Below are 22369 nucleotides of genomic sequence, written 5' to 3' on the forward strand. Positions count from 1 at the left end.
GGGGCTGCTCGGCACGTCCGGTCCGCTCAGCCCGCGTTCTGTTCGTTCTGCCGCGACTCGGCCAGGATCCTGTCCAGCGCCTCGTCGAGGTTGTCCTCGAAGTCGCCGAGGTTGCGCTCCTGACCGAGCGGAACAAGCCGGTCGGTGCGGTCGAGGAACGCCACGAGCGGCGCGGCGCCGGCGCGGAACAGGGCCCGGTCGGAGCCGACCTGGAGCCGGATGTGGACATCGGACAGCTCCTCGGGGTCGGTGGGGGCGATGTGCACATCGCCGTCACCGCACGGCTTGTTGATGCCGTCGAGGAGGAGCTCCCGGCCGAACGCCCAGGTCACGGGTGCGTCTCCGGGAAGGTGGAACGTCAGGCGCACTGCGTAGGGGTCACGGGTGTCGTACCGGAGTTCCACCGGGATCCGGAACGAGAGCTCCTCGGAAACGAGGAAGCTCATCATGACCTCTGCCTGTACCGACTCGCGCATTGACTACCCCGCTGTAGTGGAAGTGGCCAGGAATGATCCCCCAGGGCCCTCTTGACAAGGGTGGTGGACGCGCTTGCAGATCACAAGGAGTGAGTTTTCAGATACTGATAGAGAACAAGAGGGTGCTCAACAGCGCGCCTACTTCACTCCGTAGCCGATCGACCACACACAGCAATCGTTCCTCCTGGTGCAAAGGGAGTGAAATCGCCATGGTTGCGGCGGTATCGCCGACAGTAATGGGGATGGCTGCACACACCGTGCCCAGCGCGTACTCCTGACGCTCCGTAACCGGCTGCATGCGCCCGAGGGACCCGATCCGGCGCTCCAGAGCGCGCTGGTCCCGGACGGTGTGCTGGGTGACGGCCTCGACCGGGTGCCGGTCGTAGTAGTCCTTGCGCGTCTCCGCGTCCAGCTGGGCCAGCAGGCACTGCCCGATGGCGTGCGCATGCCCGGTCGCCCGGAAATCGGCCCACTCCTCGACGGCGGGGTTGGCCGGGGTGTCCGAAACGCCCATGAGCTCGATCTCACCGTCGCGGAACACCGCGAAGTAGACGGGGGCCCCGACCGCGTCGCGGAAGTGCGCGAGAGAGTCGAGGATCATGCTGCGACGTTTCTGCTGTAGTCCGCCGCCCGCAAGCCGGCCTGCGGCGGCACCGAGAACGAACACTCCGCCCTCGCGCCGCAGATAGCCCTCGTGGGTGAGCGTGCGCAGCAGGTGGTACGCGGTGGGGAGCGGGAGCCCGGCCTCGCGCGCCAGTTGCTTCGCCGGGGCTCCCTCGCTGTGGGAGCCCGCTGCTTCGAGCAGTCTCAACGCTCGCTGCACCGAACCGATCAGCGTTGGCACACCGGCATTGTGAACCGAAGACAAAGCTCACCCCCAGGCGTGGCGGCGGGCCTGGGGAGGGCCCGCCCTGCGGGGGCCGCCCCCGCACATGCCGTGGTTCCTGGAGGTCGTGCTCGGCCGGTACTAGAGATAGCCGCAGGTCAGGGCGGCACTACCGGCCTTCGCCCAGGGGAACGGCACAGATTGCCACTCTATCCGCCGATTCCCGCGGTGTGAGCGGTTTGCCACCTCACGTTCCCCCGCCTGGGTTAATCCCCGGGCTTGACCCCGGGGCCTACCAGTCGCCGGAGGAGGACTTCGTACCGCTGCCGCTGAACTTCTTCACGAGGAAGACCAGGCCGCCGACGAGGCCGACGAAGAGCAGCAGCTTGAAGGCGAACCCGATCAGGGCGCCGAGGATGCTGGTGATGACACCGCCGAAGACGAAGAGCACCAGAAGCGGGATCGCGACCCACTTGACCCACCAGGGCATGCCTGCGAATGTCTCTCGGATCCCGTCCATGTCCTCAACCTCTTCCTGAGCCGTGACTTCCTGCTGTCGATGCTAGGAGGCGGCGAAGACCCCCGGGGGCCCTCGAGCCCCCGGAGTCCCCTGATCCGCCCCCTAGGGGGACCGGGCGTCCGACCCTCGGTCCGCGCCCCCGGCTACGCCTCCGGCGGGGAGAACACCACGAGTACCCGCAGGTCCTCGCTGATGTGGTGGAACTTGTGCACCACCCCGGCCGGGACGTAGACGACGCTGCCGCGGGCCACCGTCGTCGTCTCCTCCCCGACCGTGATCGACGCGCGGCCGCTCACCACGAAGTACACCTCGTCCTGGCGGTGCGGCTGCTGCGGGTCGCTCTGCCCGGCGTCGAGCGCGTACAGCCCGACCGACATGTTCCGTTCGCGCAGGAACTGCAGATACGCGCCGTCGTTCGCGAGCCGCTCCGCCTCGAGCTCGTCCAGCCGGAAGGCCTTCATCTTCGTTGTGCCCCTTGCTCTCTCGCGTTCCCTGGCATCCGCTGATCTGCTGATGTCCCACCGGAATCTTCTCTGCCACGATCAGACACATGACGAATTTCGTAGTCAAGACGCTCGCGAACGCCGCAGCCCTGGCCGTTGCCATCTGGCTGCTCTCCGGCATCACGCTCGACGACCACAGCTCGCTGGGCCGCAGGACCCTCACACTCATCCTGGTCGCACTGGTCTTCGGCCTGGTCAACATCATCGTCAAGCCCGTGGTGAAGCTGCTCTCGCTGCCACTGTTCGTCCTCACGCTCGGACTGTTCACCCTCGTCGTGAACGCCCTGATGCTGATGCTGACCTCCTGGCTGGCCAAACAGCTCGAGCTCAGCTTCCACGTCGACAACTTCTGGACCGCGCTCGTCGGCGGCCTGATCATCTCCGTCGTCTCCTGGGCCGTGAACATGGCCCTGCCCGACAAGAACTGAACGGACCCCCATGTACCGCGTGTGCTTCGTCTGCACGGGCAACATATGCCGCTCGCCCATGGCCGAGTCCGTCTTCCGCGCCCGCGTCACCGAGGCCGGGCTCGATGCTCTCGTCGAGGTGGACAGCGCCGGCACCGGCGGCTGGTTCGAGGGGGACGGCGCCGATCCGCGCACCGTCACCGTCCTCGAGTCCGCCGGGTACGAGCAGAGCCACCGGGCCCGGCAGTTCCGGGCCTCGTGGTTCAGCGGTCTCGACCTCGTCATCGCGCTCGACGCCGGGCACCTGCGGGAGCTGCGGGCGCTCGCACCCACCCCCGAGGACGCCGCCAAGGTGCGGCTCCTGCGGTCGTACGACCCGGCGGCAACGGCCGCGGAGACCGACGTACCGGATCCCTACTACGGCTCCCTCGACGGGTTCGAGCTGTGCCTGGAGCTCGTCGAGGCGGCGAGTGCCGGCCTGCTGGACGCCGTACGCGAAGCAGTGAAGGAGCACACCGCGTGAACGACCACTCCGACCAGGCCGAGGCGGCAACAGCAGCGGCCGGGGCTGCTCGGGCGGACGGGCTCGGCGACGGCACCCGGGCCGTGCGCGCCGGACTGCCCGAGCCCGTCAAGAACGAACCGCCCCTGCCCGGACCCGTCTTCGCCGCCCACTTCCACCTCCCCGGCGACGTCGAGGGCCCGTACACCTACGGCCGCGACACCAACCCCACCTGGACCCTGCTGGAACGGGCCATCGGGGAACTCGAGGCCCCGGGCCAGGACGGCGTGGACACCATCGTCTTCGCGTCCGGCATGGCCGCGGTCTCCGCCGTCCTGCTCTCCCAGGCCCGCACCGGGGACACCGTCGTCCTGCCCGACGACGGCTACCAGGCGCTGCCGCTGGTCCGCGAGCAGCTGGAGGCGTACGGAGTCAACGTCCGCACCGCCCCGACCGGCGACGACGCGCAGCTCGCCGTCCTCGACGGGGCCAGGCTGCTGTGGATCGAAACCCCGTCCAACCCCGGGCTCGACGTGTGCGACGTACGGCGCCTGGTCGAGGCCGCGCACGCGGGCGGCACCCTGGTGGCCGTCGACAACACCCTCGCCACCCCGCTCGGCCAGCGGCCCCTCGAACTCGGCGCGGACTTCTCCGTCGCCAGCGGCACCAAGGGCCTCACCGGCCACGGCGACCTCCTGCTCGGCTACGTCGTCTGCCGCGACCCGGAGCTCGCCGCCGCCGTCCGGCGCTGGCGCAAGATCGTCGGTGCGATCCCGGGCCCGATGGAGGCCTGGCTCGCCCACCGCTCCCTGGCCACCATCCAGCTGCGCGCCCAGCGCCAGTGGGCCAATGCGCTGGCCGTCGCCGAGGCGCTGGCCGACCGTACCGACGTGACCGGGCTGCGCTACCCCGGGCTGCCCGCGGACCCGTCGCACAAGACGGCCGCCCGGCAGATGCGCGGCTTCGGATCCGTCGTCTCCTTCACCCTGCCCGACCGTGCGCACGCCGAACGCTTCATGGCCGCCCTGCACCTGGTCGAGGACGCCACCAGCTTCGGCGGCGTGCGGTCCACCGCGGAGCGGCGCGGACGGTGGGGCGGCGACCCCGTCCCGGAGGGGTTCATCCGCTTGTCCGCCGGGGCCGAGGACGCCGGGGACCTGGTCGCGGACGTGCTGCGCGCCCTCGACGCCGCGGGCGCCGGCGCCTGAGCGGCCGGAGACATGGAGCGGTCCGAGCCTCCCCCCTAGTGGCTCGGACCGCCCGGGTTCTGCGCGCGAAGAACCACGCGCCCAAGGCTAGTTGACCCAGCGTCAGAGTCCAATCACGGTAACGACAGGGGCCTATCGGCATATTTATAGTTGAAGGCCCCCACCGAGAGGGGCCTCCATGGACCTGGCCCTGCTGCGCACCTTCGTCGCCGTGCACCGGGCTGGCTCGTTCACCCGGGCCGCCACACTGCTCGGGCTGTCCCAGCCCGCCGTCACGTCCCAGATACGCACCCTCGAACGCCAGCTGGGCAGGCCGCTGTTCCACCGCAGGGCACGCGGGGTCACCCCCACCGCCGTCGGCGACGAACTCGCCCACAAGGCCGCCCCGCACCTCGACGCCCTGCTGCGGATCACCGAGGCGGAACGGGAGGCGGCCGGTACGTTACGGACCCTGCATCTCGCCGGTCCCCCCGAATTCCTGTGCCTGCGCGTCCTGCCCGCCCTCGCACCGCTCGTCGGCCAGGGCCACACCCTGCGCACCGTCCTGCAGACCGGCGCCGAGGAGGCCCTCGACGGGCTCGCCGCCGGCCACCACGACCTGGTCGTCACGACCGCCCGGCCGCGCGGCGGGCTGTTCAGCGCGACCGCCCTGTGCGACGAGGAGCACGTCCTGGTCGCCGCGCCCTACTGGGCCGCCCTCGTCGATCCGGACCGGCTGCGCGAAACCGGCCCTGCCGCCCTCGACGGCATTCCGCTCGTCGAGGTCCACGAGACCCTGCCGCTCGTCGCCCGCTACTGGGCCGCGGTGTTCGAGACCCGCCCCGGGACCCGGCCCGATGCCGCCACCGTGGTCGCCCCCGACCTCAGGGCCGTACTGGAATGCGTCCGGGCCGGCGCCGGACTCGCCGTCCTGCCTCGGTATCTGTGCCAGGACGCCCTCGATCGCGGGCAGATCGTCGCCCTGCTCGAGCCGCCCGTACCACCGCTGCGCACCTGGTTCCTCGTCGTCCGGGCCGGCAGCCTCGCCCTCGCCCACCTCGCCCGTGCGCACGACCGGCTGCTGCGCGCCGCCGCGCACTGGTGAGCCTCCGCTTCCTGCTGCGGCGCGTTTCGCCGACACGCGTTTCAGACACCGCAGTCTGGGCCACTCTTCTCCCATGACCGAACGTCCCGTGGTCAAACGCACCGCCCGCGCGATCCTGCTCGACGGTGACGACCTGATCCTCATCAAACGCACCAAGCCCGGCGTCGACCCGTACTGGCTCACCCCCGGCGGGGGAGTGGAGTCCTCGGACGCCACCGTCGTCGACGCCCTCCACCGAGAGATCCACGAGGAACTCGGCGCGAAGATCACCGATGTGGTGCCCTGCTTCGTCGACACCGTCGAGCACATCGCCGACGGCGGAGTGACCGGAGTGAAGGTGCAGCACTTCTTCGTCTGCCACCTCGAATCCATGGACCCCAGCCAGCGGCACGGCCCCGAAGTCGACGAGCCCGAAGGCGAGTACGAGATCGTCCGCGTGCCCTTCAGCCGGGTCGGTATCGCCGCCGTCCATCTCGTCCCGCTGTCCCTGCGCCACTACCTCGACGGCAACATCGAGGGCGTGCGCGCCATGCACGCCCCCGACCTGGGCTGACCTCGGCCCGGGCCGTGTCGGCCCGGGTCTCAGCCGGCCGCGCCCACCAGCTCCTCGAGCGCGTCGAAGCGGATCCGGTCCCCGGGGATCCCGATCCGCTTGAGCTCGTCGACACCGCTGCGGATCATCGCGGGCGGCCCCGAGACGAACGCGTCGTACGAGCTCCAGGGCCCGTGCTCACCGACCGCCTGGGGCAGCTGCCCCGCCAGGCCCTCGCAGACCACCGGGCGCACCGACAGCCACGGATGCGAACGCTGCAGCCCCAGCAGGGTGTCCTTGTCGTACAGGTCGCCGTCGCTGCGCGCCCCGAAGAACACCTCCACCGGGCGGCGCTCACCGTGCTCCGCCACGTCCTCGATCAGCGCCTTGATCGGCGCTATACCGGTACCGCCGCCCAGGCACAGCATCCCGTTGTCCGTGGTGTGGTCCACCACCATCGACCCGGCCGGCGGCCCGAGCCGCAGCACGTCGCCGGGCCGGGCGTGCCGCACCAGCGCATTGGAGACCCAGCCCGCCGGAACGGCCTTGACGTGGAAGGACAGCAGTCCGTCGGCGCGCGGGGCCGAGGCGAACGAGTAGTGCCGCCACACCCGGGGCCACCACGGGGTCTCCAGGCTCGTGTACTGGCCCGCCAGAAAGGGGTAGGGCTGGTCGGGGCGGACCGTCAGCACCGCGATGTCCGGGGTGCGCAGATCGTGCGAGACCACCTCCGCATGCCACCACGCAGGGGTCTTCACCCCGTCCTCCGCCGCCGCGTCGATCATGATCTGGGACATCGCGGTGTAGGCCCGCACCCATGCCGCCTGCGTCTCCGGCCCCCAGCTGTGCTCCGCATACCGGGCCAGGGCGCCGATCAGGGCCTCGCCCACCACCGGATAGTGCCCTGCCGCCGTGCCGTACTTGCGGTGCCCGGTGCCGAGTCGGCGCAGATAGGGCACGAGGACGTCCGGGTTGTCGATGTGCTCGGCGGCGGTCAGCAGCGCCTTCAGGAGCCGGTCGCGCTGTGCGTCCATGGCGGCCGGGAACATGCCCCGTACCTCCGGGTGCCCCGTGAACACCAGGGCGTAGAAGTACGAGGTCACCTTGTCGGCGATCGGTGCGATTTCCTCGAGGGTCCGGCGGATCAACACCGCGTCCGGGGAGGGCTCGACCGCACCGCCCCCGGACGGTATCCGGGCCGTCCGTCTGGCCGATCTGGTGGGCGGAGCGTCCATGCGATTGCCTCGCTTCGAACATCTCGGTCGGTAAGCACGCCACGGCCTTCGAATCCGTGGTTCCGGGCCTCAAAGCCTGCCAGCCGCCCCCATCACTCGCGGGGAAACGCGGAAAATCCGCGTTTCGAACCCACTTTCCTCCTAAGATGCTTGGACTTCCGGGCGAGCCGCCCCGACCAGCTGATACGCCTCTCGCAGGTCCCGGCCCTCGTAGACATAGGTCGCCCGCTCCGCCAGATACGGCCGCGCGTTGACCGCCACCGACACCGAAACGGCCTCGAACAGCACGGCGTCGGTCGACGAATCCCCGTACGCGACACAGTCGGCCCGGCTCACCCCGAACTGCGCGCACAGCCGGTCCGCCACCGTGACCTTGCCCTCGGGCGTCAGGATCCCGGACGCGTCCACGGGCCGGGTGAAGGGAACCTCCGGGAAGACCGAGCCGTGTGCGGCATGCGCGCCCCACTCCAGCAGCAGCTCCACGAAGAACGACGGCGACAGCGAGATCACCGCGCAGTAGTCCCCGCGCTCCCTGATCTCCCGCCACACCTCGCGAATCCCCGCCAGCCAGGGAGCTCCGTCGAACGCCGCCCGGACATGCGCGGGCGTCAGCCCCGCCCACAGCGCATGTGCCGCCACCGAGAATGCGTGCGGCCCGATCTCCCGCGCTCCGAACGATCGCTCCAGCTCGGCGATCTCCGCGCTCAGGCCGAGCTGTCGGGAGATCTCGACCGGCGCCGCCGAGCCGTACATCAGCGTCCCGTCGAGATCGAAAAGGTGCAGGAGGGTCATGGCAGTCGAGGCTAGCCCCTTCATTTCACCGCGGGCACCTCCCGGTCGCGACCGGGGCAGGAACAGCGTGTTTCACGTGAAACATCGCACGGTCCCATCGGGCCGCCTCCCCCGGTGAACAGGAGAGGCATCGGGATGTTTCACGTGAAACGTGCTCCCCAAATCCCCTGGACGCCCTCCATCCGGTGATCCACTCTGGGCCGGTGACACCACCACACCTGACCGACCTGCCGATCCGTGCGCTGACCGTGGACGACCTCCGCCACTGCGCCGACCTGTCCGAAGACCGCGGGTGGCCGCGCGAGGACCACAAGTGGGGCCTGCTCCTCGCCGCGGGAAGCGGCTACGGCATCGATGCTCCCGACGGGCAGGGGCTCGCCGCCGCCTGCGTCGTCACCTCGTACGGCCACACCCACGCCGGCCCGGAACTGGCCGCCATCGGAATGGTCCTCGTCGCCGAGCGCTATGCCCGCCAGGGCCTGGGCCGCCACCTGATGACGTACATCTGCGACGACCTCCTCAAGGGCGTCCCGCTCACCCTGCACGCCACTCCCTACGGCCGCCCCCTCTACGAGGAGCTCGGCTTCGCCACCACGGGCCGGGCGGAAATGCTCCGGGGTACGTTCCGCCAAGACACCGAGGCTCCGGGGCCGGGCTCCGTGGCGGTCCGGCCGGCGACCGGCGAGGACATCGCGCGGATCCTGCGCCTGGACACCGAGGTCTTCGGTACCGACCGGACCCACGTGATCACGCGGCTTCCCGCCTTCGCGGACCGGTTGCTGGTCGCCGAGGACGGCCGGGGCGAGCTCGTCGGCTACGCCGCGATCTGGCCCAACATGGAGACCCACGTCATCGGCCCGCTGATCGCCCGTGACACGGCCGGCGCCCAGGCACTCGTCACCGCTCTCGCCACCGCCACCGACCGGCCACTGCGGACCGACATCGACGTACGCCACGAGGAACTCCTGACCTGGCTCAAGGACCGCGGCCTCGGCTCCGTGGCCTTCAACGCCGTCATGACCCGCGACATCCCCGGCCTCCCCGGCGACTGGACCCGCCGCTGGGCCCCGCTCACCGTGGCGGCGGGCTGAGAAAGGACCTCTCCATGACCGACCCCGACGAACCGACCATCCGCCCCGCCACCGAGGAGGACCTGCCCGCCATCGTCGCCATGCTCGCGGACGACCCTCTCGGCGCCACCCGCGAATCCCCCGACGACCTCACCCCGTACATCGAGGCGTTCAAGCGGCTGGCCGGAGACCCCCACCAGCACGTGGTCGTGGCGGTCCGCGAAGGCCGCGTCGTGGGAACGCTCCAGCTCACGATCGTCCCGGGACTCTCCCGCAGGGGAGCCACCCGCGCGATCGTCGAAGGGGTCCGCGTCCACGCCGACGAGCGCGGCAGCGGCCTCGGCACCCGGTTCATCCGCTGGGCCGTCGAGCAGGCCCGCCGTGAGAACTGCCGGCTCGTCCAGCTCACCTCGGACGTGACCCGTACCGACGCCCACCGCTTCTACGAGCGGCTCGGGTTCACCGCGTCCCACGTCGGGTTCAAGCTCTCCCTCTGATCGCCCGTACGGAAGGCCGGGCCGGCGTCGGTGGCCCGGCCTACGATCGGGAGGATGAGCCCCAGCCTCCCCCTCGTCACCACCGCCGAGCGTCGCCACCGGCTCGGCCGCAGGCACCGCCTGGCTCCCTCGGCGCATGCGGCCACGGTCACCCAGGCGGCGGACGCCGTCGTGGCGCTGCACGCCACCGACGCCGCGACCGTGTTCCTCTCCGCCCGCGCCCGGCTCGCAGAAGGCGGCCCGGCCGCCGTCGAGCGGGCGCTCTACGAGGACGTCTCCCTCGTCCGGCTGCTCAGCATGCGCAACACGCTCTTCGCCGTCTCCACGGAACTCGCCCCGTACGTGGACGCCTCGACCGCCCGGGGCATCGCCGTCAAAGAGCGCCGCACCTTCCTGAAGCACCTCGACGAGGACGGCCAGGGCCTCGATGCGGCCTGGCTGGCCCGGGCCGAGGCCGCCGCGCTCGACGCACTCGACACCCGCGGACCCTGCACCGGCAGCCAGCTCTCGGCGGCCGTGCCCGCTCTGCGCGAGAAGATCACCATCGGCCGGGGCAAGAAGTACGAGGCCGAGACCGGCGTCGCCACCCGCGTCATCCGGCTGCTGGCCGCCGACGGCCGGATCCGCCGTGACCGGCCGCGTGGATCGTGGACCTCCAGCCAGTTCCGCTGGGTGCACACCGAGCCCTGGCCCGCCGTGCCCGCAGCCGATGCCCGCGCCGAGATCGCCCGGCGCTGGCTGCACGCCTATGGTCCGGCCACCGAGACCGACCTCAAGTGGTGGACGGGCTGGACCCTCACCGACGTCCGCAAGGCCCTCGCCTCCGTCGGCCCCGACCAGGTCCGCCTCGACGACGGCGGCACCGCCCTCGTCAGCCCCGGCGACACCGCGCCCGAACCTGCCCCGGAGCCCTGGGCCGCGCTGCTGCCGGGGCTCGACCCCAGCGGCATGGGCTGGGCGGACCGGGGCTTCCACCTCGACCCCGCCCACCGGCCCGCCCTGTTCGACTACGCCGGCAACATCGGCCCCACGGTCTGGTGGAACGGCGAGATCGTCGGCGGCTGGGCCCAGCGCGCGGACGGCGAGATCGTCTGGCGGCTGCTGGCCGACCGCGGCCGCGCCGCCGAAGAGGCGATCACGGCCGAGGCGGCCCGCCTCGCCCGGTGGGTGGGCGACGCCCGGATCACCCCGCGCTTCCGCACTCCGCTGGAGCGCGAACTCGTCGCCTGAGCCTGCCGGCCGACGTACTAGCCGATGCCCCGCCAGCCCTGCGGGTCCACCCCGCCGGGCACCGGGGCCTGGGCGTCGTACGGCTCCCTCGTGAACACGAAGGACCCCAGGTCGAGGTGGCTGAGCGAACCGTCCTCGCGCCGGACCGCCCGGAGCGTCTCCCCCGCGTAGTAGCCGGAGAGTCCGGTCCAACTGCCGTCGGGTTCGGCCCGGAACCGGGCCGAGCGGCCCGTCGCGCCGACCGGGCCGAGTTCCAACAGCCCGTCCGCCTTCAGCCGCAGCACCTGCGCCGACGTACCCCAGTACCAGGGACCGCACAGCTCCAGAGCGACCGGATCGGCCTCCCGGAACGGCCGCCAGGGCTGCGGGAACCGCGGCTCCGCGTCCGCGACGATCGCCACCAGGTCCGCGGCCACCGCCGCGGCGGGCAGCCCCGACGTGCAGTTCGCCAGCACCACGGCCGCCACGTCGTCCGCCTCGCTCAGCCACAGCCCCGCCACGAACCCGGGGAGCGATCCGGTGTGGCCGGCGAGCCTGCGCCCGCCGCTGTCCGCCAGCTGCACGCCGAGCCCGTAGCCGAGCTCGGCGATACCGGGCTCCGGCACAGAGGCCGGCGTCCGCATCTCCCGTACGCTCTCCGCGCTCAGCACCCGCTCGTCGCCCTGGGCGAGGAACACGGCGAACCGTGCCAAGTCGCGCGTCGTGGACCAGAGTTGCCCGGCCGCGGCCATCAGCCCCAGATCCTCCAGCGGCTCGGGCATCATCACGTCGGCCCACGGGTGAACCGCCCAACCGCCCGCGTGCGGAGCCTGCGGCTGCGCCGTCGTGCGGTCCAGACCCAGCGGCTCCAGGACCTCGGCCCGGAGCACCTCTTCCCACGGCTTCCCGCGTACGGCCTCCACGAGTGAACCCAGCAGCGTGTAGCCCGGGTTGGAGTAGTGGTGCCGCCTGCCGGGCCGGAAGCGGAACGGCTCCTCGCCCAGCACATCGGCAAGCTCGGGGCGCAGCGCCGCGGGCGTGCGCTCCCACCATTCGCCCGGCGTCTCCGCCGCCAGCCCACCGGTGTGCGCCAGCAGTTGGGCGAGGGTCACCTCGCCGGCGCCCGTCCCCGGCAGGTGCTTCTCCAGCGGGTCCTCGAGCTGCAGCAGGCCCTCGTCGCGCAGTCGCATCACCAGAACAGCGGTGAAGGTCTTGCTGATCGACCCGATCCGGTACTGCACGTTCCCGTCGGGCCCGTGCCCCTCGACGGAGGTCCGGGAGCCCTCCCAGACCACCTCGCCGCCGCGGGCCACGGCCGCCACCACCGACGGCGCCCGTCCCTCGCTCTGCGCGACGGCGATCCGGTGCCTCAGGGCACGCCGGGTCTCGGGCAGCAGATCCAGATCTTCAGATACGGCATCCATGATCTGTAGGTTCTCGCTTTCGGTGTCATATCGCGACGCTGTGACCTGCGGATCTTTGCGGTGTCTCACGCGGGTTGGCATGGGTTCTGTCTCACGGCCATGTCATTTCCTCGAAGCCCTCTCGGCTCCCCGGCTGGCAGCCGGCTTCCTCTCAAGGTCATCCAAAGAGCAGTTCGACGTTCTCGTCGACGCAGGTCTTCAACACGATCACGAGCTGTCGGGCGTCCTCGATGTGCCGCGCAAGCGCGGGATCACCTTGCTCGGCCTCCCACTCCATGATGATCTCAACCAGCCGGGGCAGGACCCTGGCACAGTCGGTGGCGGATAGTTCGCCAGCATCATCAGGATGGTCGAGCAGGGGCTCAAGCGTCGATGAGACCTCGGCCCATTGCCGGTCCCCGCCAAAACCCCACATGTCCGGCAGCGTGAACCCCTCGGCCTGGGCCAAACGTCGGCGGAAGGCCTTGAAACCCGAATAGGACCAGCTGACGTCCGGGCTGGTGAGGTCACCATCCCCAGGGAACAGGCACAACCCCACGAAGCCTCCTCGATCAAGACTTCATGATCGAGCTGGCAGGGCAGGTGCGGCAAGTGACTATCCACCCCCGGGCCGGCGGCCGCGGTCACATGACCAGCGGATCTGCCATGAGGACGACTCGATCGGCCTCGACATCGAAGCCGAGTACCGGATGGCCGTAGTCACCCTCCGGATCCATCAGGACGGACTTCCCCAAGCGTCGCCCGATCTCCCGCAAGAAGCCGCAGAACACATCAAGTCGCTCCTGCCCCTGCAACTCCCGCAGGTCAACGTCGAAGTCGATTACCTCGTCGTCAAGAAAACGAAAGATCGCCAGCACGTCGGGCGTCGGCCAGACCCGCAGGTCCGGGCACTCAGCGTCCGCCGGACGAGACAGCACGATCTCCGCCCGAGGCACCGGCAACACTGTCTCGCCTTCGGAGTACTGGCACTTCCAGCCCCTCGCCTCGACAAGATCGAGGACTGCCTGCCAGTCCTCCACCGAACAGCCTGGGACACGCACGTCCGGCAGCGATCCCATCGAGTCCGGGTCGAAAAAACAGCTCACGTCATCCCATAGAAGATCAGCCACACCGCCATGCTGCCCGTCTCCCCGATTCAACGCAGCCCCGTTTCCCTTGACCACCCCCGCCTTGGAATCACGACGGCCGGCCTGCGATCTGCCGACGAGCGGCGTTCCAGACCTCCTCGAACTCCTCGAAGGTCAGCTGCTCCGGATCGTGGCCTTCCCACTCCGAGACGGGCAGTTCCGCTGTGATCCCGAACCTGTTGTCGTACTCGCCGAGGCGGCCTGCGTCGTAAGCCTGCTGCCACTCAGCGAGGGATGCGGCTGCGATCGGGGTCCGCTCAGGCCCCTCAAGCTCGATCTGCCGGGTCACCCAACCGTCAGCGTCGACCTCGAAGTAGAACCAGACGGCTTCCTCGTCCCAGTAGCAGCGCATCCATGTCGTCACAAGCTCATGATGACAAGTAGGTTCTCACTTCAGTTGCAATGTGCCGAGGCTGTGACCTGCTGGTTTCCAGGACATCTCACGGCTTGAACGGGGCCTTCTGTCTCACCGCCATGGTGTTCTCCTCGGCACTGATCTCCTCAGCAGCTGCGACCACTCGTTTCCCAAAGGGCGTCAGTTGCATGGCTTTGCCGCCGCCAGCTCGCGTAAGAAGGGGCTGCTGCAGATCTCGTTCAAGCCTTTTGATCTGCGAGGTCAGGGCCGAGATGTTGATGTCGAGACCTTTGGCTGCTGCCGTGATGGTGGGGAAGCGGCTGGCCGCAAGGAAACGGTCGATCCGTTGCCAAGCGAAGGGACTGCTGAGGGCTTTCCTGAGGAAGGTGTGCTGCTCGGCGGCGGTGTCACCCGCACGGAGGGCCGTGTCGTGGCTTCCTCCCCCGCGGGGTCTGAGCGGGATGTGGTGGGTGTGCGCCCATCGCGCCATGTTCGCGGTGCTCATGCCTCTCTCGCGGGCAAGATCGGGCAGAGTCCGCCGCCGGGTGACGTACTGCTCGAACAACCAGTCACGTTCGACAGTGCCGCGGTGCCTGTAGTCCTGAGGTCCTTTGCGGAGCGAGATGTCGTACTCACGCACCAGATTGCGGATCGTGTGACGGGAGAAGCCTGTCAGCTTGCCGATCTGCACAAGGGATCGGTGTTCGTCCAGATACAGCCGTGCAAGCCTTTCCCGTGGGATTTCCGAGCGTGCCCTGGACCGGACGCGGCCGGTGGCCCTGGCAGAAGAGAGGGTCGGCAGCGCCGCCGGTGCGGGGTGTTCGTCCAGGACGTGTCGAACTGCTTCGACGCTTGAGCCGAGGATCTCGGCGGCGTGCTGGACGGGGTTTTCGCGCTGACGGACCATTCGGTGCAGGTGGCTGATGTCGATGCGGTCGGGATCTGCGCCGGGGAGGCAGAGCTCGTTGTGCAAGGCGGTCGGCGGCTGCCAGGTCACCGGCTCTTCTCTGATGCCATGCTGTGCGAGGAAGCTTCGGGCCTCGATGTCGAGTTCATCGGCCAGTTCGGGGGTTTGCCAGACAACGAACTGAGCTACTTCGTTGCGGAATCGGGCTTCATGCTCACCGGAGTAGCCGGGGGAGGCTTCGATAGGCAGGCCACTGAGACGCTGGAAGAGGTGGCATCGAACGACTCGCTCGCGCCGTCCTGAGCCTGGCAGGGTGCCGGTGCGCCAGCAGATGGTGTGCCAGTGCTCGCGCGGCAGCAGGCGGCTGTAGTCCAGGTTGCGGCGTCGTTCGTAGTCGATGGGAACGTCGTGGGCATCGAGGTAGTCGGACAGCCGGACCAGCGCGGTGACCATGTCCTTCCAGTCCGGTCGGTCGTCGAGCCGCTGCATGACATGTGACATACCGATGCCGTCAGTGATCGCTCCGAGGCGCTTCGCGGCATCGTCGAGAGTGATCCTGCTGTCGATGATCAGCAGGGACGCGGCCAGGATTGGCGCGAGGGTGCGCGGAAAGACCCCGTCGGTCGGAGTGATCCGTGCGGTCCAGGCCGGCCAGAACGTGCCGGGGACTTTGCGGGATCGCCGTGCGATGTCCCGGCCGGTCCTCGTCGGTCGCCTCGGCATGGGGGTGAGGATGCGGTGGCGGAGTTGTTCACCGGGACGGAGGGACGGGGCGACAGCTGCAAGGTGCACAGCCTTCAAGACCGGGCTCAGTCGGCGCCCCCATTGGTCGATGCTGGTGGTGCTGATCTGCCCCAAGTCCTCGCGCATCGTCTCGATCAGCTCTTCACGGAAGACTCTGCCCGCCTGGTGGATGTCGGGCTGTTCCAGGACCCGTAGTGCGATGAGAACGGCGGTGGCGGTACTGGCTGCCCTCGCCGGCGCCATGAAACCCGGTCGGTCAGTAGCGCGCAGAGCCAGCCGGGACCCTGGCTCAATGGTGAAATGCTCGTTGGCGAGATCAGCTGGAACCAGGCTTCTGGTGACGGGTTCGGGCAGGGCCCCGAGGACGCGTCCGGCGATTGCCCGGACATCCGTCAGGGCTTGGGCCGCATGCTGCGGGCTGATCGCGTAAGCGCCGAATTCGGCGGTGTCCGTCTCGATGACGTTCATGAGGCGTCGTTGGGCGGCCAGCGCGGGGTGCGAGTCCGGAAGTTGGAGCGTATGGGCTTGTGACAGATCGAATCCGCAGCCGCTGGTAGGGCGGCCACCCGGGCTCAAGGGTGGGTTGCCGCAACGTGCCATGGGGGGAACGGCTCGGCCTGAGCGGGGCCGTAGCCGCGGATCGCCCTCGCATGCGGGGCAGCAGTCCGCCAGCAGTTGGTTATGGACCAAGCATGCGAACGCCCATCCCAGGCGCCAGGACAGTTGCCAGCGGCCACCGCTCTCCTTCAGGCAGTCCGGGCAGAACCGTGAACCCCTGCCTTTGCCCCAGAGGACCCATCGGTCGACGTATCGGCGCTCAAAGTTGATGCGTAGAGCGCGCTGATCGTAACGGGCCAGCGTCATGCCGTTGATCGCCTGCGCGTCCAGGCCGCTCGCGTGCGCGATGGCCGCGATCTGTGCCGGGTCGAGCAGGATCGTCCAGTCCGACGGGATGCCTCGTAGGTGCTCTCCGTGTCCGCCCCGGGGCGGCAGGCCGAGCTGCCGCAGGATGTCGCCTAGAGGGCTGTCCAGTCGGCGAGCGAGAGCTTCCAGCCAGGAATCGAGCGCCTCGCCCGGCAGGGGCGGGACCCTGATCGGGAGGGTCCGGGCAGCCGGTGTCACGCGGCTTTCCGCCGGCTGGACCGGGGGCGGCTGGTCAGCCGTCGCTTCTCCAGGGCTGCCTCGAGTTCCCTGCGGGCCGCCTCTGCCGCTTCGTCGTTCTTGACCCCGTCAAGCAGGTCCCTGTCCAAGCGTTCGGCGCCGGTGCGGACAGCCCGTTGGCATCCCCGGTTGATCAGTGTCATTAGGGAGCCGATGTGGCCTGTGCTGCGGGCGAAGAGGTAGTCGGACAGATCGTCCGCGAGCATGCCGGGGTCCTTGTCGGCAAGGACCATCCTTTTCTCCAAAGCGAGAAGCATTTGCCGCCACTCGCGGCGGCCTGCCTCGTTCTTGATAGTGAAGGGCCGCATGCCGAGTCGCGTCGTGCGCCGACCGGTCTGGGCCAGCACCGATCCACCGGATGTGGTTCCCTCACTGAACAGGCCCTTGTCTGCGAGACCAACACCGATCATCAGTAAGGTCACGGGGAACTCGTTGGCGATCCACTTGAGGTGATTGCTGACCTCGATGCCGCTGCTCTGGCGCCACTTCAGGAAGTGGAGATCATCGAGTGCGAGCAGACGGACCTCGCAGGACAACACGCAGTCCAGGGCCCGCTGGCCGAACTGGGTGGTGGTTCCACGATTGCGTCCGGGGTGGCCGAAGAACTCCAGCAGGGACCGGTTGAGATCCTTCATGCCGGTGTTGCCGGTCAGCCCGACCCGGCAGACCGGTAGCCGCTCATGCCCAGCGGCCGTGAAGGCGCCCTGTTCGGCGATCTCCCGTTGGTGGAACTCCCGGGCGAACGCCAGCACCGAGGTGGTCTTGCCCAGACCGGGGAAGGCATCGACGGCCACGGCGCCCTTGGCTTTGTCGCCGTCCTGAACGTTGCTGTCGACGATGTCCCACAGGTCTTCGTGCAGTTCAGCCAGTTGTGGAGTCTTGATCGGTCCGAGGTTGGCGTGCCATTGCCGGCGCTGCCGGTCGTAGTCGGACCTCGCCTCCTCGCTCAGGGCCTTCAACTGGGTGCGGGTTAGCAGTTCGGGCCGGCTACGGCGCGGGGCCTCGGCGAACGCCTTCCAGTCCTCCTTCCGTGACAACGCCAGATTGCCCAGGACCGGCGAGGTGGAAAGGCTCATACGTCCTCCAGGGCGTCCGCATAGAAATCGTCGTCACCGAGGTCTTCCAGATCAGCCTCGTCGTCATCGCCCATCTCGGATGCCTCCACCGGAACCTCTTCGGCAGGCTCAACCGACTCTGCGGCCTGGCCGAGAGCTTTGCGGACGGAAGGAAGGGAGACGACGGTCTCCTCCTCGGTCTGCGGCAGCTCAATGGCTGCCTGCTCGCGCGATAGCCGCAGGGCCATGCGCCGCTCGGCGATCGTGGTGCCCAGTCCGAGATTCCACCGCTCCAGCAAGTCAGCGACGGCGAGCCGGTCGTCTGGGAAGCGATACTTCGAGGCCGCCAGCTGCCGGGCGAACGTCAATGCGTCCGCGCTCAGCGGCATCTCGATCGACGGTGCATGCTCCCAGACCAGCGTGTGCCAGGCCCGGGTGTCCGGATCGCGAAAGTAGATGCGGGTGATGTCGTCGGGGTCCACCTGGAAGGGCCAGCCGTTCTTGACCGGCCCGGCATACGGGCTTCGGAGGCCCGGCTCGGGCAGACCGGGGCCGCTGTAGCGACGGCGGCCGATCTCGACCCCGTAGTGCTGAATCGTGCGCCACTGCGTCTGCAGGAACTCAAAGGCCAGGTCCCGGTCGCGGGGTGCTTCGATGTAGCCCGCCCGCGCCATGCCGTGCTCGAACATCTTCGCCGGGGACATCCGCAGACCCGGCAGGCCCGGATCGACCAGGCTGGAGTGCGGCCTGCAGTGATAGACCGTCGCGGTCCACTCCCGGAGGATTGCCTCAAGCTCGTCGAGGAAGAAGAACGCGTCGTCCTCCGGGCTCTCACCCCGCGAGTGGATGTCGGGCCCCTTGTAGCCGGGCAGCACCTGCAGCAGCCCCTCCCGCAGGGTCCGGAAGTAGCGCTCGACCGGCCCCTTGTCGCGGCCCGTCCGCAGCCGGGCCGGCTGGATGGAGATGCCCATCCGTCGGCAGACGCTGGTCAGATGCTCCGAGACGTAGACCTTGCCGTGGTCGACGACCAGCGTCTCGGGAACCAGAGGAGGCGAGGCCAACCCTGGTCCGGTGGCGCCCTCGACGTCGACCAGGAGGGTGCGGGGGATGCCGTGCTCGGGCCATACCGCGTGCCGCGGCCAGTCCCGCCCCGCCGGCCGCGGCCGAAACGCCTGGAAGAGCACCGCGCTGACATCCACCGCCTTCGTCGAGACCGGCGTGAGCCGGATGCCCGTGATGCAGCGGGTGTACCAGTCCATCCCGACGCTGAGCTCGGCCTGAACCCACTTCAGGGTCAGCGGGTCGAACGCGAAGACGTCCAAGCGGGTGGAGTCCATCAGCAGGTACTCGCCCGGCCTCGTCGGCCGCAGCTTCCCGTACGGACCCTCCGGCCGACCGGCGATATCCCGATTCCGCTTCGTACTCAGCCGGAACAGCGGATGGCGTCGCTCCAGCTCCTCCAGCAGCCGAAACGCCGTCGCCCGGCTCGGCTGCCGCACCACCCCCTCACCGAACCGCGCTATCACCCGAGCCCGGGTCCGCTCGATCACCATCGTCCGCGACGGGCGCGACTGGTCGGTGTGCTCGACCATCACTTCCACCGCGGTCTCCACCCACCGATCATCAACTCCTGAGTGGGGTCTTTCTGTTGTCTTCTTCGGCGCGAGCCCGGCCTCACCGCCACGACGAAAATCAGAGACCCATTGCTTCACGGCACGAGGTGATACCCCCAGCTCACCAGCCTTTGCCGTGTATCGCGCCTCCCACGGTCGCTCCGGGCGATAGTCCGGTCGGGGCTCACCATCACGTGCCAGTTCCGGAGCTCCAGACCGGTATCCCGTCAGAACCTCCCGGACGTGCTCAGCGCGTTCAAGGACTTTCGCCCGTGTAGAGCTGTCGATCTGCCCAAGTACGACCGAAGCGATCTCTTCTTCGTCGTCAGCTGACGGTCCCGGGCCGTCTGGACTGACAGCGGCACGGTCCGAGAACAGAAGTTCCTTGAGTGACAGCCGCAACAATCGCCCCCGGCCATCCTTCAGGACCACTTCGTTGCCTGCCGTGGTCGCAGCCATCTCCACCACCTCGACGGATTCCCCGTCGTAGCGGAAACGCGTACCGACCCCGACCCGAGCCCCTGCTCTACTCATGCCACCCACCTCAGAACGTGTGAAGGGCCGAGCGGCTGATTGAGCTCGGTAACGAGAGACTGCGTCCAGAGCAAATGATGGATAGCGGAGCGGACTTGGGACTCCGGACGATCCGGCAGACAGCGCGCGGCCTGCCTCAGAGAGACACCGTCGAGCTCAGCTCCCCGAAGGTCTTCCAGGACCTCGGGGCTGAACAGCCAGTCCCGTCGGTAGCCCGCCAGGAACCGGATGTTCTCCAGCTCCACGGCCGGAGGCTCGCTCCAGACCTCGTACTTCCATCCCCGCAACTCAACCGCCTGCCGGGTCCAATCGAAGGTGATCGCCACCTCTGGATTGGACAACCGATGCAGCGGCTTGACGTCGACGACCACCGGTACCTGCTCGGTGAGAAGGAGATAGTCCGGTATGTGCCGACGGACCTTTCCCTCCAACACTGTCTTCAGCAAGAAGGGCTGGGCCACGATGCCGCGTACGGACGGATCGAAATCGGCGAAGAGTAACCGCGACAGCTCCAGTCGCGACTCGTAGATCACGTGATCGCGCATCGTCGCCGACCAGTAGGTGCCTGAGTAGTGCTTCTGGCCCTTGTGCCAGCGGAACGTCCGCCACGGACAAGCCGACTGTAGAAAGTCGGCAGGCACCGTACGCCAGTCTCGGTCCTCCACGAGAGCACCACGTTGATGACGGATACTCACCGTCGCAGCGACGTCCACCGCACCCCCAGCCCACGAGTGACTGCCCGTGTAGCCAAGGTGTCAGCGTTCGCTCCCCGCATGGAGAGGTCGCCCCTTACGTCACCCGGAAGAGTGAGCGCTCCGAGCTGCGAGTCTCATGATGGCTGCATAAATGCCATCCATATGCAGCTGGCGCTGAGATTATGAAGCTGGATTTGAGACCCTACATGATCGGATGCTACGTGTTGGCCATGTCCACGAACCGCGAATAGTGGCCCTGGAAGGCGACCGTGATCGTCGCCGTGGGGCCGTTACGGTGCTTCGCCACGATCAGGTCCGCCTCGCCCGCGCGGGGCGACTCCTTCTCGTACGCGTCCTCGCGGTGCAGCAGGATCACCATGTCGGCGTCCTGCTCGATCGAGCCCGACTCACGCAGGTCGGAGACCATCGGCTTCTTGTCGGTGCGCTGCTCGGGACCACGGTTCAGCTGGGACAGCGCGATCACCGGCACCTCGAGCTCCTTGGCCAGCAGCTTGAGGTTTCGGGACATGTCCGAGACCTCCTGCTGGCGGCTCTCGGGGCGGCGCGAGCCGCCCGACTGCATCAGCTGGAGGTAGTCGATGACGACGAGCGAGAGGTCGTTGCGCTGCTTGAGGCGCCGGCACTTCGCCCGGATCTCCATCATCGACAGGTTCGGGGAGTCGTCGATGTAGAGCGGGGCGGCGGAGACGTCGGGCATCCGGCGGGCCAGCCGGGTCCAGTCGTCGTCCGTCATGGTGCCCGAGCGCATGTGGTGCAGGGCCACGCGGGCCTCTGCCGACAGCAGGCGCATCGCGATCTCGTTGCGCCCCATTTCGAGGGAGAAGATCACGCTCGGCAGGTTGCTCTTGATGGAACAGGCGCGGGCGAAGTCCAGCGCGAGGGTGGACTTGCCCATGGCGGGACGGGCCGCGATGACGATCATCTGGCCCGGGTGCAGGCCGTTGGTCAGCGAGTCGAGGTCCGTGAACCCGGTCGGGACGCCGGACATCTGGCCGCTGCGCGAGCCGATGGCCTCGATCTCGTCGAGGGCACCCTCCATGATGTCGCCGAGCGGCAGGTAGTCCTCGGAGGTCCGCTGCTCGGTGACGGCGTAGATCTCGGCCTGGGCGCTGTTGACGATCTCGTCGACGTCGCCGTCCGCCGCGTATCCCATCTGCGTGATCTTCGTGCCGGCGGCGACGAGGCGGCGCAGGACGGCCCGCTCGTGGACGATCTCCGCGTAGTACTCGGCATTGGCCGCGGTCGGGACCGACTGGACGAGGGTGTGCAGGTACGAGGCCCCGCCGACCTTGCTGATCTCGCCGCGGCGGGTCAGCTCGGCGCCGACCGTGATCGGGTCGGCCGGCTCGCCCTTGGCGTACAGGTCGAGGATCGCCTGGTAGATCGTCTCGTGCGAGGGCCGGTAGAAGTCGTGGCCCTTGATGACCTCGACCACGTCCGCGATCGCGTCCTTGGACAGCAGCATGCCGCCGAGCACCGACTGCTCGGCGTCGAGGTCCTGCGGCGGGACGCGCTCGAAGCCGCCACCGCCGCCGTCCCAGGAGCCGCCCTCGCGGCCCCGCTCGTGCTGTTCGTCCCCGCGGCCGCGGCCGTCGCCGTTACGGCGCGAACGGGCGGGCAGACGGTCACCTGGACCGCTGTCGGCCCAGGGGTCGTCCATGGGCTCGGGCATGCTCACCGGGCCGCCTCCTCCCGTCCGCAACGCGGACCTCGCCGTGCCACTCTTTCTAGGGCACGGCTCTGACATTTGGGGCACCCGAATCCGCAGTCGGCGAGTCGGGCAACGCACAACGGTAGGGCCGGGAGCGACGTCAGCCAATCTTGTTATCCACAGGCTGTGTGGATGAGATGTGGATGACCGACCCAATGCTG

Annotated in this window: 23 protein-coding genes and 1 pseudogene; 8 read left to right on the plus strand and 16 right to left on the minus strand. The window is 68.9% G+C overall.

The window, feature by feature from the left end; genetic code table 11:
* Nucleotides 1–26 precede the first annotated feature (26 nt).
* The 4 genes from ACFYXK_RS14700 to ACFYXK_RS14715 all read right to left on the minus strand — a co-directional run bounded on the left by ACFYXK_RS14700 (nt 27) and on the right by ACFYXK_RS14715 (nt 2283).
* Nucleotides 27–476, minus strand: coding sequence for an SsgA family sporulation/cell division regulator (locus tag ACFYXK_RS14700; protein WP_383507019.1), 450 nt, complete (start codon nt 474–476; stop codon nt 27–29).
* A 97-nt stretch (nt 477–573) separates the two neighbouring features.
* Nucleotides 574–1320 (minus strand): IclR family transcriptional regulator, encoded by a 747-nt coding sequence (locus ACFYXK_RS14705; RefSeq protein ID WP_389411468.1) that lies wholly within the window; start codon nt 1318–1320, stop codon nt 574–576.
* 274 nt (nt 1321–1594) lie between these two features.
* Nucleotides 1595–1822: a DUF5326 family protein gene (locus ACFYXK_RS14710; RefSeq protein ID WP_199827984.1), complete on the minus strand. Its 228-nt coding sequence runs from the start codon at nt 1820–1822 to the stop codon at nt 1595–1597.
* A gap of 143 nt (nt 1823–1965) precedes the next feature.
* A complete protein-coding gene (locus ACFYXK_RS14715) occupies nt 1966–2283 on the minus strand; it encodes a cupin domain-containing protein (protein WP_030292574.1) in 318 nt (105 codons plus the stop codon).
* Between the two features lie 89 nt (nt 2284–2372).
* Between ACFYXK_RS14715 and ACFYXK_RS14720 the strand changes: the two genes are divergently transcribed.
* From ACFYXK_RS14720 to ACFYXK_RS14740, 5 genes are all read left to right on the plus strand, one after another.
* Entirely contained in the window at nt 2373–2753 is a 381-nt protein-coding gene (locus ACFYXK_RS14720) for a phage holin family protein (protein WP_389411469.1), read from the plus strand.
* 10 nt (nt 2754–2763) lie between these two features.
* Complete coding sequence (locus ACFYXK_RS14725) at nt 2764–3255, plus strand: low molecular weight protein-tyrosine-phosphatase (protein WP_389411470.1); 492 nt, start codon at nt 2764–2766, stop codon at nt 3253–3255.
* Nucleotides 3252–4442: a cystathionine gamma-lyase gene (locus ACFYXK_RS14730; protein WP_389411471.1), complete on the plus strand. Its 1191-nt coding sequence runs from the start codon at nt 3252–3254 to the stop codon at nt 4440–4442. Before ACFYXK_RS14725 ends, ACFYXK_RS14730 begins: the two co-directional genes overlap by 4 nt.
* A 178-nt stretch (nt 4443–4620) precedes the next feature.
* Complete coding sequence (locus ACFYXK_RS14735; RefSeq protein ID WP_389411472.1) at nt 4621–5526, plus strand: LysR family transcriptional regulator; 906 nt, start codon at nt 4621–4623, stop codon at nt 5524–5526.
* Between the two features lie 73 nt (nt 5527–5599).
* Nucleotides 5600–6079, plus strand: coding sequence for an NUDIX domain-containing protein (locus ACFYXK_RS14740; protein WP_053785465.1), 480 nt, complete (start codon nt 5600–5602; stop codon nt 6077–6079).
* A 29-nt stretch (nt 6080–6108) separates the two neighbouring features.
* Here ACFYXK_RS14740 and ACFYXK_RS14745 read toward each other — a convergent pair whose 3' ends face one another.
* Together ACFYXK_RS14745 and ACFYXK_RS14750 are read right to left on the minus strand one after the other, a co-directional pair.
* Nucleotides 6109–7293: a globin domain-containing protein gene (locus tag ACFYXK_RS14745; protein WP_389411473.1), complete on the minus strand. Its 1185-nt coding sequence runs from the start codon at nt 7291–7293 to the stop codon at nt 6109–6111.
* 141 nt (nt 7294–7434) lie between these two features.
* Nucleotides 7435–8085 carry an HAD family hydrolase gene (locus ACFYXK_RS14750; protein ID WP_383506994.1) on the minus strand — a complete coding sequence of 217 codons (651 nt, stop codon included), beginning with the start codon at nt 8083–8085 and terminating at the stop codon, nt 7435–7437.
* A gap of 203 nt (nt 8086–8288) precedes the next feature.
* Here ACFYXK_RS14750 and ACFYXK_RS14755 point away from each other — a divergent pair, with 203 nt between their 5' ends.
* From ACFYXK_RS14755 to ACFYXK_RS14765, 3 genes are read left to right on the plus strand one after another with little or no spacing between them, the layout of a single operon-like run.
* Nucleotides 8289–9176, plus strand: coding sequence for a GNAT family N-acetyltransferase (locus ACFYXK_RS14755; protein WP_389411474.1), 888 nt, complete (start codon nt 8289–8291; stop codon nt 9174–9176).
* Nucleotides 9177–9190: 14 nt separating this feature from the next.
* The gene (locus ACFYXK_RS14760; RefSeq protein WP_389411475.1) at nt 9191–9652 is read left to right on the plus strand and encodes a GNAT family N-acetyltransferase; all 462 of its coding nucleotides are present in this window, start codon (nt 9191–9193) and stop codon (nt 9650–9652) included.
* Nucleotides 9653–9706: 54 nt separating this feature from the next.
* Entirely contained in the window at nt 9707–10882 is a 1176-nt protein-coding gene (locus tag ACFYXK_RS14765; RefSeq protein ID WP_389411476.1) for a winged helix DNA-binding domain-containing protein, read from the plus strand.
* Between the two features lie 17 nt (nt 10883–10899).
* Here ACFYXK_RS14765 and ACFYXK_RS14770 read toward each other — a convergent pair whose 3' ends face one another.
* From ACFYXK_RS14770 to dnaB, 10 genes and pseudogenes are all read right to left on the minus strand, one after another.
* Nucleotides 10900–12285, minus strand: coding sequence for a serine hydrolase domain-containing protein (locus ACFYXK_RS14770; RefSeq protein WP_389411477.1), 1386 nt, complete (start codon nt 12283–12285; stop codon nt 10900–10902).
* Nucleotides 12286–12442: 157 nt separating this feature from the next.
* The gene (locus ACFYXK_RS14775; protein ID WP_389411478.1) at nt 12443–12823 is read right to left on the minus strand and encodes a hypothetical protein; all 381 of its coding nucleotides are present in this window, start codon (nt 12821–12823) and stop codon (nt 12443–12445) included.
* A gap of 85 nt (nt 12824–12908) precedes the next feature.
* The gene (locus tag ACFYXK_RS14780; RefSeq protein ID WP_389411479.1) at nt 12909–13394 is read right to left on the minus strand and encodes a hypothetical protein; all 486 of its coding nucleotides are present in this window, start codon (nt 13392–13394) and stop codon (nt 12909–12911) included.
* Nucleotides 13395–13461: 67 nt separating this feature from the next.
* Nucleotides 13462–13776, minus strand: a complete 315-nt coding sequence (locus ACFYXK_RS14785; protein WP_389411480.1) for a hypothetical protein — start codon at nt 13774–13776, stop codon at nt 13462–13464.
* A 76-nt stretch (nt 13777–13852) separates the two neighbouring features.
* Nucleotides 13853–15886, minus strand: coding sequence for a LysR family transcriptional regulator (locus ACFYXK_RS14790; protein ID WP_389411659.1), 2034 nt, complete (start codon nt 15884–15886; stop codon nt 13853–13855).
* A gap of 213 nt (nt 15887–16099) precedes the next feature.
* Nucleotides 16100–16540 (minus strand): annotated as a pseudogene (locus tag ACFYXK_RS14795) (TniQ family protein); the annotation flags it as partial.
* Complete coding sequence (locus tag ACFYXK_RS14800; RefSeq protein WP_389411481.1) at nt 16537–17655, minus strand: ATP-binding protein; 1119 nt, start codon at nt 17653–17655, stop codon at nt 16537–16539. The pseudogene ACFYXK_RS14795 and the gene ACFYXK_RS14800, both read right to left, overlap by 4 nt.
* On the minus strand, nt 17652–19781 hold the full coding sequence (locus ACFYXK_RS14805) for a helix-turn-helix domain-containing protein (protein WP_389411482.1): 2130 nt from the start codon (nt 19779–19781) through the stop codon (nt 17652–17654). Before ACFYXK_RS14805 ends, ACFYXK_RS14800 begins: the two co-directional genes overlap by 4 nt.
* Nucleotides 19778–20446 carry a TnsA-like heteromeric transposase endonuclease subunit gene (locus ACFYXK_RS14810; protein ID WP_389411483.1) on the minus strand — a complete coding sequence of 223 codons (669 nt, stop codon included), beginning with the start codon at nt 20444–20446 and terminating at the stop codon, nt 19778–19780. Before ACFYXK_RS14810 ends, ACFYXK_RS14805 begins: the two co-directional genes overlap by 4 nt.
* Before the next feature lie 247 nt (nt 20447–20693).
* The gene (gene dnaB / locus ACFYXK_RS14815; RefSeq protein WP_389411660.1) at nt 20694–22157 is read right to left on the minus strand and encodes a replicative DNA helicase; all 1464 of its coding nucleotides are present in this window, start codon (nt 22155–22157) and stop codon (nt 20694–20696) included.
* Nucleotides 22158–22369 lie beyond the last annotated feature (212 nt).

The organism is Streptomyces sp. NPDC002209 (genome assembly GCF_042890265.1).
GTDB lineage: Bacteria > Actinomycetota > Actinomycetes > Streptomycetales > Streptomycetaceae > Streptomyces.

Coding starts and splice junctions, on each gene's coding strand:
- ACFYXK_RS14700 (WP_383507019.1), bottom strand. CDS start 476: ATGCGCGAGTCGGTACAGGCAGAGGTCATGATGAGCTTCCTCGTTTCC.
- ACFYXK_RS14710 (WP_199827984.1), bottom strand. CDS start 1,822: ATGGACGGGATCCGAGAGACATTCGCAGGCATGCCCTGGTGGGTCAAG.
- ACFYXK_RS14715 (WP_030292574.1), bottom strand. CDS start 2,283: ATGAAGGCCTTCCGGCTGGACGAGCTCGAGGCGGAGCGGCTCGCGAAC.
- ACFYXK_RS14720 (WP_389411469.1), top strand. CDS start 2,373: ATGACGAATTTCGTAGTCAAGACGCTCGCGAACGCCGCAGCCCTGGCC.
- ACFYXK_RS14725 (WP_389411470.1), top strand. CDS start 2,764: ATGTACCGCGTGTGCTTCGTCTGCACGGGCAACATATGCCGCTCGCCC.
- ACFYXK_RS14735 (WP_389411472.1), top strand. CDS start 4,621: ATGGACCTGGCCCTGCTGCGCACCTTCGTCGCCGTGCACCGGGCTGGC.
- ACFYXK_RS14740 (WP_053785465.1), top strand. CDS start 5,600: ATGACCGAACGTCCCGTGGTCAAACGCACCGCCCGCGCGATCCTGCTC.
- ACFYXK_RS14745 (WP_389411473.1), bottom strand. CDS start 7,293: ATGGACGCTCCGCCCACCAGATCGGCCAGACGGACGGCCCGGATACCG.
- ACFYXK_RS14750 (WP_383506994.1), bottom strand. CDS start 8,085: ATGACCCTCCTGCACCTTTTCGATCTCGACGGGACGCTGATGTACGGC.
- ACFYXK_RS14760 (WP_389411475.1), top strand. CDS start 9,191: ATGACCGACCCCGACGAACCGACCATCCGCCCCGCCACCGAGGAGGAC.
- ACFYXK_RS14765 (WP_389411476.1), top strand. CDS start 9,707: ATGAGCCCCAGCCTCCCCCTCGTCACCACCGCCGAGCGTCGCCACCGG.
- ACFYXK_RS14770 (WP_389411477.1), bottom strand. CDS start 12,285: ATGGATGCCGTATCTGAAGATCTGGATCTGCTGCCCGAGACCCGGCGT.
- ACFYXK_RS14790 (WP_389411659.1), bottom strand. CDS start 15,886: ATGAACGTCATCGAGACGGACACCGCCGAATTCGGCGCTTACGCGATC.
- ACFYXK_RS14800 (WP_389411481.1), bottom strand. CDS start 17,655: ATGAGCCTTTCCACCTCGCCGGTCCTGGGCAATCTGGCGTTGTCACGG.
- ACFYXK_RS14805 (WP_389411482.1), bottom strand. CDS start 19,781: ATGAGTAGAGCAGGGGCTCGGGTCGGGGTCGGTACGCGTTTCCGCTAC.
- dnaB (WP_389411660.1), bottom strand. CDS start 22,157: ATGGACGACCCCTGGGCCGACAGCGGTCCAGGTGACCGTCTGCCCGCC.